This window comes from Aestuariibaculum suncheonense, from assembly GCF_014596935.1.
Classification (GTDB): Bacteria; Bacteroidota; Bacteroidia; order Flavobacteriales; family Flavobacteriaceae; genus Aestuariibaculum; species Aestuariibaculum suncheonense.
Window position 1 is genome coordinate 60,024 of sequence record NZ_JACVXC010000006.1, and the last position, 10,923, is coordinate 70,946.

Here is a 10,923-nt window from a genome sequence, read left to right on the forward strand (position 1 = left end):
AATAAATTTTAAATAAACTATATAAGGAGGGTGGAGTGCACACTAACTAACTAACCAACTTACTTCACCTTCCTAAACAATCTAACCCTTAAAAATTATATAATATGTCTTTATTAAACATGCCTCTTTTAATTCAGGATACCGCCGCTATCGAAGGCGATATGGGGATGCTATGGATGCTTATCTCGGGTATCTTAGTGTTTTTTATGCAAGCTGGATTTTTCTTAGTAGAGTCTGGTATGACTGATTCTAAGAATGCTGTAAACATTGCCATGAAGAATTTCCTTGACATTGCTGTTGGGTCTTTGGCATTCTGGTTTATCGGGTATTCGTTAATGTACGGAGCTGATGTTTCTGGTGGTGGATTTTTCCACTGGGGTGGTTTTACGTTCTCACAAGGAGCTGCCGATTTATTCTTCCAAACCGTATTCGCCGCTACAGCTGCAACTATTGTATCTGGAGCAATCGCAGGAAGAACAAAGTATACTACGTATGCTATTTTTAGTATCATAATCACTGCTTTTATTTATCCAATCGCTGGAGGTTGGGAATGGAATGGCGGATGGTTAAATGCTGAATGGATGCCAGCTGAATTTATCGATTTCGCAGGATCTTCTATCGTTCACTCTGTGGGTGGATGGGCTGCACTTGTTGCTGCTTGGATGGTAGGACCTAGAATTGGGAAATACTTAAATGGTAAACCAATCGAAATGCACGGTCACAACCAGATGTATGCTACACTAGGGGTGTTTATCCTTTGGTTAGGATGGTTCGGTTTTAATGGTGGTTCACAATTAGCCTGGGGTGGTGATGATGCTACTGCTGCTGCTCAAGTGGTATTAGTAACAAACTTAGCTGCTGCTGCAGGTGCCTTAAGTGCTTTATTGTTTACTTGGATTAAAAATGGAAAACCAAATTTAAGTATGACTTTAAATGGTGCTCTTGCTGGTCTTGTTAGTATTACTGCAGGTTGTGGTAACATGAGCGAAGGCGGAGCTGTGTTGGCTGGTTTAATCGGTGGTGTTTTAGTGGTATTATCTATCGGATTTATCGAAAGTAAATTAAAAATTGATGATGCTGTAGGTGCTATTTCTGTACACGGTGTTGCCGGTGCCTGGGGAACTTTAGTAATTGGTCTTTGGGGAATTGATGGCGATGCGGGTATTGGAATTTTCAATGGTGGAGGTGTTGCTCAATTAGCTGCCCAGGCTATTGGCGTTGCAGCTTACGCTGTTTGGGCTATTGCTTTATCGTTTGTGTCGTTATTTGCTTTAAAGAAAATCTGTGGATTACGTGTTACGGAGGCTGAAGAGATTGCTGGTCTTGATATTTCAGAGCACGGAACAATTGCTTACGCAGGTAAGAGACAAAGAGATTTAGATCAAGCTTCATAAATTGAGGCGTTAAAAAATAATTTATATAAGAACGATTTCTTAATAGAAATTAGAGTTTTGTTTTAAAGATGTCTTGTTTATGCAAGGCATCTTTTTAACTGTTAATGGAGATGATGAGAATTATGAGAAAATATATTTTTCTAAATTTAACTAACTAAACAAATAAGAGAATATAATGAAAAAAATTGAAGCAATTATTAGAAAATCTAAGTATCGTGTAGTAAAGGAAGCTTTGCACGATGTGGGTGTTAACTTCTTTTCATACTGGGATGTTACCGGTATTGGTAATGAGAAGGAGGGACATGTTTACAGAGGTATAAGTTACAGTACATCCGATATTCAGCGTAGGTATTTATCAATTGTAGTTAATGATGATTTTGAAGAGGCTACCATTCAGGCTATTTTAAGTTCCGCAGGAACAGGTGAAGTAGGCGATGGTAAAATTTTTGTTTCAGACATTACTGAATGTTACAGAATACGAACAGGAGAAAAAGGAGGAGAAACATTAAAATAATAATAGCATCTTAAAAAGAAAAAATAACTAATATAATGGAATTACTTACTACAAATAATGTATGGATGATGATCTGTACAGCACTGGTTTTCTTCATGCACTTAGGATTTGCATGTTTAGAGATTGGTTTAACTAGACAAAAGAACACAATAAACATATTATTTAAAAATATATTCATTATCACTATCGGGTTATTGTTATACTGCTTGGTAGGATTTAATTTAATGTATCCCGGAGAATTTAACGGGATTATAGGCTTTGCTGGATTCGGATTAGATTCGCCGTTAACTGCCGAAGGCGCTTTAGACTTAACCTATAATGAAGGGTATACTTACTGGACGGATTTCTTGTTTCAGGGGATGTTCGCAGCAACGGCTGCAACTATAGTTTCTGGAGCTGTTGCCGAGCGTATTAAAATTGTACCATTCATGATCTTTACCTTAATATATGTAGGTCTGGTATATCCAATTGCAGGATCTTGGAAATGGGGTGGCGGATTTTTGCAAGAGATGGGATTCTATGATTTTGCGGGGTCTACATTAGTGCACTCTGTTGGTGGATGGGCTGCTGTTGTAGCGGTTTGTTTATTAGGTCCTAGAATCGGGAAGTTTAAAGATGGTAAAGCTCAGGCAATTCCTGGCCATAGCATTCCATTAGCAACAGCGGGTGTTTTAATTCTTTGGTTAGGTTGGTTCGGATTTAATGGTGGTTCAGTGCTTTCAGCAGATCCGGGATTAACATCTTTAGTATTGGTAACAACGTGTTTGGCAGCTGCGGCTGGTGGTATTGCAGCAATGATTTTATCTACAGTAATGTATAAAAACATGGATTTAACGATGTTTTTAAACGGAATTTTAGGTGGCTTAGTGGGGATTACAGCAGGAGCCGATGTGGTGTCTCCAACAAGTGCCATTATTATAGGTTTGGTTGCTGGTGTTTTAATTGTGCTGGCTGTTAGCTTTGTAGATAACAAATTAAAATTAGACGATCCTGTAGGGGCTATTGCTGTTCACCTGGTGTGCGGTATCTGGGGAACTTTAGCTGTTGGAATTTTTTCTACCAATCCAGAGCACAGTTTCTTAACACAATTAATCGGTGTCCTTTGTTATGCTGCGATTTGTGTGGTATCGTCTTTCGCGATAATCTATACACTTAAGAAAACAGTAGGTATCAGAGTGTCAGAAAAAGAAGAAATAGAAGGTTTAGATGGTCATGAACATGGTATGGATGCGTATCCGGATTTCAGGTTAAATGACAACTAATATATAGTTTTAGTTAGTGTTAAAAGGATAGTCTATCTTTATCGAGATAGACTATCCTTTTTATGTTTGATATCTGATATATTGTCCGCCGGAATTTCGTTGTAAGTAAAGAAGAGCGTTATCTGGTATGCCTATAAGATTATTGCTACTCTCAAGCAAATTTAACCAAATAACTATATAATAATCAATCAAGCATAGGTGTGATGAATATCAGGAAATGAAAAAGCCTTCGTAATCGAAGGCTTTTTCTATTTAAAATAAATCGCTGATTTGCGGTTATGCCGAGTTTCTGCTGGCGTTAATGTTTCCGAATAGCGAACGTGTTACGATTTTCTCGAAAATTTTCTTTTCTTCATCATCAACAGGAACGCCTTGTCTTTCTAGCTCCTGAATTTTCTTAAGCGCATACTGTTGTATGGTTAATAATGGCAACACGATAGATTCTCTAACCTCAATAGAAGCTTTTCCTGAAGGTTCGTTTTCCATTAATTCAGTATAGCCTGTAAGCTTTAGAAGCAGTTCTTTGGTGGTTAAATACTCGGTGTAAATAATGTTCCAGAATGCCCCAAACTCTTCGTCTTTCGACATGTATTTGGTTAAATCGAAGAACGATTTAGTTAACGACATCATGCTGTTTTCTAGCAGTGTTTTGAAGAACTTCGAGTTGTGGTAAAGTTGCTCTACTTTATGAAATTCGCCGCGCTCTTCATATTTCTTTAAAGCCGTACCTACGCCAAAGAATCCAGGTACGTTTTGTTTTAACTGACTCCAGGACCCCACGAACGGAATCGCTCTTAAGTCAGAGAAAATTAGTTTATCAGATTTTGAACGTTTCGATGGTCGACTACCAATATTTGTTTTTGCATAGTACTTTAATGTACTCATGCGCTCTAAATAAGGAATGAACATCGGGTGGCTCTTGAAATCTTTATAAACCTGGTAGCTGGTTTCGGCTAAGTCGTTCATAACAATACGGTCGTCATCCGAAAGCTTATTCTTGTCGGTTAGCCTGTTTTTAATACCAGAACTAATTAACTGCTCTAAGTTGTATTGCGAAGAATCTAAAGTTCCGAAATTAGAACTAATCGTTTGACCTTGAATGGTTAACTGCACTTCCTTGTCTTCAATAGTTGGTCCTAATGAAGAGTAGAATTGATGCGTTTTACCTCCACCTCTTGCAGGTGGTCCGCCACGTCCGTCGAAGAATATGGCTGTGATATCGTATTTTCTGGACATTTCGGTTAACAGCTCCTTGGCTTTGTAAATACCCCAGTTGGCCATTAAATATCCACCATCTTTAGTGCCGTCGGAGAACCCAAGCATAATGGTTTGTTTCATGCCTCTTTCTTTTAAGTGCGCCATGTATTGTGGATTGCTGTAAAGCTGTTCCATAACGGCAGGAGCATTTTCTAAATCGGTAATGGTTTCAAATAAAGGAACTACGTCTACAGTTAGATTATCGCTAAAAGCTACCATTTTAAGCATCGCGAATAACTGCATCACGTTTAATGCGGTTTGATTGTTACTAATGATGTAACGGTTAGCACCCTTTTCTCCGTTAGTTGCCTGAATTTCTTTTATAGCTTCAATGGTTTTCAAGGTGTTGTAAACCATCTCATCTTCAAAAGCATTGAAGTCGATGTCCTCATTGGAAACTTTCGACAAAATATCAATTTGTTCGGCTTCCGATAAATCGTGGTAATTGGCAGGAATCGATTTGCTTCCTTTAGCAATTAAATGATCGACCACACTGGTAAATACCGAGTGGTGAATTCTACTGTCCTGTCTGATATCTAATGTAGCGAAGTGATATCTGAACATGTGAATTCTATTGATAAGTTGGTTGATTTCGTTTTCGTATAACGACTGGTGCTGTTCTACAACTACTTTTCTAATACTTAATAATTCGGTAAGTAATTCCTTAGCCGAAATTTTATCTGGTGTATCTAAATTGATACTGTAATTGTAGATGATGGTTTCCAGTCGAATAATACGGTCTTCAACCCCTCTAAAGGTTAATTTCCTTCTTAAATTCTTTAGATCGGCGTAGTATTTCTTTAAAATAGATTGTTTTAACCTGCGAGCTACTTTAAGGGTTGTGTCTGGTTTTACAAACGGGTTTCCATCGCGGTCACCACCTGGCCAGAATCCGATGTTAATAATCTCGTTGTGTTTTTTGCTATCGTCGTAAATGTTGGTTTGAATGTAGTTGTAAATCTGTCCGAATGAATGGTAGAATACATTCTCTAAATACCATATTAAGCTAATAGCTTCGTCGTATGGTGTAGGTTTGGTGTGCTTAAAGAAAGGAGTTTTACCTAACTGCCCGAATAAGTTATTAATTTGAGACAGGTCGTTGCTTTTAATCGCCTCGGTTAAATCGGTAATAATTCCTAAAACAGAACCCGGATAGAATTGTGTTGGGTGTGCGGTTAATACAATACGCACTTTAAATTCTTCTAAATAGGCACGTAATTCTTCCAGTTTGTTTTCAGAATTCGATGTTTCCTTCAGGTTTCTTAAAGTACCAATGCCTTCCATGTTATTTACAATCGGGAAGGCGGCATCTTCAATAGCATCAAATAATACAACCTGACGCTCTATGTATTGTATAAATCTGAATAACAGATTAATTTGACTTTCTTTATTACGCCTTGCCTGATATTTTTTGAAGAAGGTGTCTACAATGGTCGTTGGATCATCACCATTAGCAAATCCTTTTCTACAAGTTTCATGAAATAATGGGAGTAAGACTCCTGTTTTTGTGATTGAATCAAAAGGCAAAGTCATAAATATACTGTTGTATATTTGATATTTTGACAATACGTTTTGCTTGAATCGTGTTAATTTTGGTTCTACAGACATATATCGTTCTAATTGAAAATTAAGCATAAAAATAATGAAGCTCTAAGAAACAAGCGCAATCGTCTTAAAGTTTTATTAAAATTTGCTAATTATCGATTTCTTGTTGTGAATAATTAAATAAAAGAAGTCTTTCTTCCAAATCTTTATAATTGCTAATCTCCCGGTGTTACAAAGCATGCTTAATTATCTGTTTTATGATAAATGTCATAATTCATGACAGATGAACCTTTTACTTTTGACCTTTTAAGAAAGTAACCAAAATTTCAACTATGAATACTAAAGCACATTCGTTTCATATTCCGGTCATGGGAATAGGTTTTACCATAGATTCCCCTTTAAAAGTGGCGCAATATGGAATCGATTCTGTGATTTCTCTGGTAGACGATATACTTATAGAGAAATTACGAAAAATGTACAGCGAGAAGTTTGAAATACCTTATCAGGAAATTACCAATAAAGTTGACGATTTTAGAGCAAAGCGCATTACTTCGTATTTAAATTTAATAAGTGATGTTGTTGACAGAAAATTTGAAGCCATCAAAAAATCGGCTTTGGAAATGGGAGATGATTTTAAAACCTATTTAGAGTTGTTACCAACGCATAATCCACTAAAAAAAGAATTTAATCTGTTAACCGAAAACGGCGCAGCACTATCAGACATAAAATCATGGCTAGATCAGCGTTTGGTTAAAGGTAGCATTGATGTGAACATCATGACCAAGGTTGATAAGGATAATTTTAACCAAGAGCAGCAATTGCCTGTTGAGTATAACGATGCACATGCGGCATTCAGAGGCTTTGCAAACAGTAAACTGGAATCTTCAGTCGTTTTATCAGCAGGAATGAATCCGAGACTATATGCTTATATGAGTTCGTTTGAAGATTTTTTTCCAAATGAAAAAGGCAAGTTCAAAAAGAAAATTATACTAAAAGTAAGCGATTATCGTTCCGCGTTAATTCAAGGCAAATTTTTAGCGAAAAAGGGACTTTGGGTGTCTGAGTACCGAATAGAATCTGGATTAAACTGCGGCGGACATGCCTTTGCAACCGATGGGTATTTGTTAGGACCGGTATTGGCAGAATTCAAAGACAATCGGGAAAACTTAAGGCATTCCATAGAGGCTATCTTAAAACAAGAACTCGAAAACCAAAATAGAGTCCTTCCAGAGTTGCCCTTAGAGATGAAAATTTCAGCACAAGGCGGTGTTGGAACTCATGAAGAACACGAGTTTTTAATAGAAGAATATGACTTAGATGCTATTGGCTGGGGAACTCCTTTCCTGTTGGTTCCCGAGGCAACAACGGTAGATGAAAAAACAATGGATAAATTGTTGCTTGCTAAGGAAGAAGATTTGTATTTAAGCGATATTTCGCCGTTGGGGATTCCGTTTAATAATTTAAGGAACAACACTAAAGATTTAGAAAAGGAAAACTTAATTAATAAAGGCAGGCCGGGTAGTGCGTGCCCTAAAAAGTTTGTAGCTCTAAATAAAGAGTTTAAAGAAACCGGCATTTGTACAGCATCCCGAGAATACCAGCATTTAAAAATTAAAGCCTTAGATGAATTGAATTTGTCTGATAAGGCGTATAACGATCAGTATAATAAAATTATTGAAAAGTCGTGTACCTGTGTTGGGTTAGGGACTTCAGCGTTGCTAAAATACAATTTAGATACCAAGACTGAAGGTAAAGGGGTTTCCATTTGCCCGGGACCAAACATGGCGTATTACTCCCGAATTATGAGTCTGAAAAATATAACTGATCATATTTACGGGCGCGATAACATGATTTCAAGAACCGACAGACCTCATATGTTTGTAAAAGAGCTTTTCATTTATATGGACTATTTAAAACAAAAAATGGAGGCCGCTATGGTGGATATGACGAAAAAAGAGGAGAAGTACCTGTCGACGTTTATTTCGAATATGAACAAGGGGATAGCATATTATAAATTGTTGTTTTTACAGCTTCAAAATAACTTTCAGGAATTAAAAACTGATATTTTATATCAGTTAGAGCAAGGGGAGCAGGCTTTAAAAATCATGGAAGTTCAGCTTCAAAAAGAAGAGTTAGTCATTTAAATTCAAGCTATTAATGGTTAATCGTAGCTTAAAAGGCGTTTCTGTTTTAACAATGAAACGCCTTTTTCTTTAATGAGAATTAAAAGATTTAGAGGATATATAATTTGTATTCAATTTCGTTTTATTTTTTAAGGCAAACACAATACATTATAATTTTAATTATGATATTTGCAAAAAAATAAGCGTTTACAGGGTGTTCGATTGTAGATGAAATTGAGAAGATTATGAGTGAAACAATAGATTTAGTAAAAGAAATAAATCGTCTTAAAAAGGAAAAGAATGCTGTAATTCTGGCGCACTATTATCAAGTGCCGGAAATTCAGGATATTGCAGATTATGTAGGAGATAGTTTGGGCTTGTCTCAAAAGGCAGCCGAAACCGATGCTGATATGATTGTATTTGCCGGTGTACATTTTATGGCAGAAACAGCTAAAATATTGAATCCGAGTAAAACCGTTGTTTTGCCAGACTTAAAAGCGGGTTGTTCGTTAGCCGATTCTTGTCCGCCAGACAGTTTCGAGGCGTTTACTAAAGCGCATCCAGATCATGTGGTGATTACATATGTAAACTGTTCTGCCGAAATTAAGGCCTTAAGTGATATTGTTTGTACCTCTTCAAACGCCTTAAAAATTGTTCAGTCTATTCCGGAAGAGACACCTATCATTTTTGCGCCGGATAAAAATCTTGGGCGTTACATTATGAGGGAAACGGGAAGAGATATGTTATTGTGGGATGGTAGTTGTGTGGTTCATGAGGCTTTCTCTATCGATAAGTTAATAGAACTTCATAAAAAACACCCCGATTATAAAATTATAGCACATCCGGAATCGGAAACACATATTTTAGATACGGCAGCCTATATTGGTTCGACTTCAGGGATGATTAATTTCGTGAAGCAACATCCAAATGAGAAGTTTATTGTAGCTACCGAAGCCGGTATTTTACATAAAATGCAGGAAGAAATTCCGACGGCCGATTTAATTCCGGCACCTGCTGTTGAAGATAATACCTGTGCGTGTAGCGAATGCCATTTCATGAAAATGAATACCATGCAAAAATTATACGATTGTTTGCTTAACGAATCGCCGCAAATTCACGTGCCGGAAAACATTATAGAACGTGCCTTGTTACCTATTGAGCGCATGTTAGAATTGTCTAAATAATAAGACGTTAAAATTAGATTGATTTCGGGGCAATCCCGACGTATTTAAATCTCGATGATTGAGTAAAACCATGGTTACTACAAATTATTTAGTTATTGGTTCGGGAATTGCCGGATTAACCTTTTCGGTTAAGATTGCAGAAAAATTTCCTGACAGAAAAGTAATGATCGTCACCAAAGCAAACGAGGACGAGTCCAATACTAAATATGCTCAGGGCGGGGTGGCCATTGTTCTGGATAAGGAAAACGATTCGTTTAAAAAGCACATAAAAGACACGTTAATCGCCGGCGACGGACTTTGTAAGGAAGATGTCGTGAAAATGGTGATTAAAGAAGGACCTCAGCGTCTGGAAGAACTGTTGCTTTGGGGCGCTAATTTTGATTTGGATGCCGAAGGAGAATTCGATTTAGGTAAGGAAGGCGGGCATTCTGAATACCGTGTGGTGCATCATAAAGACATTACCGGTTATGAAATTGAACGTGCGTTATTAAAGCGTGCGCATCAACTGACTAATATTTCTATTCTACCACATCATTTTGCCTTAGATTTAATTACAAATCATCATATCGAAGGTGCTAATCCTGATGAGCTGACCTGTTATGGGGCCTATGTATTCAATCAGAAAACGGGAGAGATTTCGACGATAAAAGCCAATAGTACGCTGTTAGCTTCTGGAGGTATTGGTTGTGTTTACGGTCATACTACAAACCCCATTATCGCTACAGGTGACGGTATTGCCATGGCGTATCGTGCTAAGGCCAGAATTAAGGACATGGAATTTGTGCAATTTCATCCAACGGCTTTATATGACGCCAAAGGAGAGTCTTCGTTTTTAATTTCGGAAGCTGTTCGCGGATTTGGCGCCTATTTAAGAAATGCAGCAGGTGAACGTTTCATGCTGAATTACGATGAACGTGCCGAATTGGCATCCAGAGATATTGTATCGCAAAGTATCGATAGTGAATTGAAAAAGTCCGGTGCATCTCATGTGTTTCTGGATTGTACGCATTTAGATGTGGAAGCTTTTACCAAACATTTTCCTAATATTTATAAGAAGTGTTTAGATAACCATATCGATATTAAAACCGACTGGATTCCTGTGGTTCCGGCATCGCACTATTTATGTGGAGGGATTAAGGTGTCTAAAAAAGGAAAAACAACCATTGAAAATTTATTTGCCTGTGGAGAGTGTTCCAGAACCGGGTTGCATGGGGCTAACCGTTTAGCATCTAACTCATTGTTGGAAGCCTTAGTTTATGCGCATAACATTTTCAAATATCATACAAAACATGAATATAAAGAATCTGACGTCATTATTCCGGACTGGAATGATGAAGGAACGACTATTACTAAAGAGCATGTGCTAATTCAGCATAACCTTAAAGAGCTTCAGGCCTTGATGCGTGATTATGTTGGGATTGTAAGAAGCAATGAGCGGTTACATCGTGCTAAAAGACGTCTGGAGTTGATTCACGATGAAGTAGAGGCCTTTTATAAAGAATCGAAAATTACCACCTCACTTTGCGAATTAAGAAATATGATTAATGTGGCTCACCTTATCGTGAGTCAGTCTTTAGAACGAAAGGAAAATAAAGGGGGGTATTTTAATATTGATAATGAAAACACCTCAAAGGCAAATTAAAT

At 37.3% G+C, this 10,923-nt stretch carries 7 protein-coding genes; 6 read left to right on the forward strand and 1 reads right to left on the reverse strand.

Going from position 1 to position 10,923, the window contains the following annotated elements:
* The first annotated feature begins 104 nt into the window (after window positions 1–104).
* The 3 genes from ICJ84_RS14085 to ICJ84_RS14095 all read left to right on the forward strand — a co-directional run bounded on the left by ICJ84_RS14085 (window position 105) and on the right by ICJ84_RS14095 (window position 3,170).
* Window positions 105–1,394: an ammonium transporter gene (locus ICJ84_RS14085; RefSeq protein WP_188217055.1), complete on the forward strand. Its 1,290-nt coding sequence runs from the start codon at window positions 105–107 to the stop codon at window positions 1,392–1,394.
* 175 nt (window positions 1,395–1,569) lie between these two features.
* Window positions 1,570–1,908, forward strand: coding sequence for a P-II family nitrogen regulator (locus ICJ84_RS14090; protein WP_188217056.1), 339 nt, complete (start codon window positions 1,570–1,572; stop codon window positions 1,906–1,908).
* A gap of 35 nt (window positions 1,909–1,943) precedes the next feature.
* Window positions 1,944–3,170 carry an ammonium transporter gene (locus tag ICJ84_RS14095; protein ID WP_188217057.1) on the forward strand — a complete coding sequence of 409 codons (1,227 nt, stop codon included), beginning with the start codon at window positions 1,944–1,946 and terminating at the stop codon, window positions 3,168–3,170.
* A gap of 276 nt (window positions 3,171–3,446) precedes the next feature.
* On the opposite strand, the gene ICJ84_RS14100 is transcribed toward ICJ84_RS14095, so the two are convergent.
* Window positions 3,447–6,035, reverse strand: a complete 2,589-nt coding sequence (locus ICJ84_RS14100) for a phosphoenolpyruvate carboxylase (RefSeq protein ID WP_188217058.1) — start codon at window positions 6,033–6,035, stop codon at window positions 3,447–3,449.
* Window positions 6,036–6,304: 269 nt separating this feature from the next.
* On the opposite strand from ICJ84_RS14100, the gene ICJ84_RS14105 reads away from it, so the two are divergent.
* The 3 genes from ICJ84_RS14105 to nadB all read left to right on the forward strand — a co-directional run bounded on the left by ICJ84_RS14105 (window position 6,305) and on the right by nadB (window position 10,921).
* Window positions 6,305–8,116 carry a hypothetical protein gene (locus ICJ84_RS14105; protein WP_241748766.1) on the forward strand — a complete coding sequence of 604 codons (1,812 nt, stop codon included), beginning with the start codon at window positions 6,305–6,307 and terminating at the stop codon, window positions 8,114–8,116.
* A gap of 224 nt (window positions 8,117–8,340) precedes the next feature.
* Window positions 8,341–9,279 (forward strand): quinolinate synthase NadA, encoded by a 939-nt coding sequence (nadA, locus tag ICJ84_RS14110; protein WP_188217059.1) that lies wholly within the window; start codon window positions 8,341–8,343, stop codon window positions 9,277–9,279.
* A 70-nt stretch (window positions 9,280–9,349) separates the two neighbouring features.
* Window positions 9,350–10,921 (forward strand): L-aspartate oxidase, encoded by a 1,572-nt coding sequence (gene nadB / locus ICJ84_RS14115; RefSeq protein WP_188217060.1) that lies wholly within the window; start codon window positions 9,350–9,352, stop codon window positions 10,919–10,921.
* Window positions 10,922–10,923 lie beyond the last annotated feature (2 nt).

Coding starts and splice junctions, on each gene's coding strand:
- ICJ84_RS14085 (WP_188217055.1), top strand. CDS start 105: ATGTCTTTATTAAACATGCCTCTTTTAATTCAGGATACCGCCGCTATC.
- ICJ84_RS14090 (WP_188217056.1), top strand. CDS start 1,570: ATGAAAAAAATTGAAGCAATTATTAGAAAATCTAAGTATCGTGTAGTA.
- ICJ84_RS14095 (WP_188217057.1), top strand. CDS start 1,944: ATGGAATTACTTACTACAAATAATGTATGGATGATGATCTGTACAGCA.
- ICJ84_RS14100 (WP_188217058.1), bottom strand. CDS start 6,035: ATGTCTGTAGAACCAAAATTAACACGATTCAAGCAAAACGTATTGTCA.
- ICJ84_RS14105 (WP_241748766.1), top strand. CDS start 6,305: ATGAATACTAAAGCACATTCGTTTCATATTCCGGTCATGGGAATAGGT.
- nadA (WP_188217059.1), top strand. CDS start 8,341: ATGAGTGAAACAATAGATTTAGTAAAAGAAATAAATCGTCTTAAAAAG.
- nadB (WP_188217060.1), top strand. CDS start 9,350: ATGGTTACTACAAATTATTTAGTTATTGGTTCGGGAATTGCCGGATTA.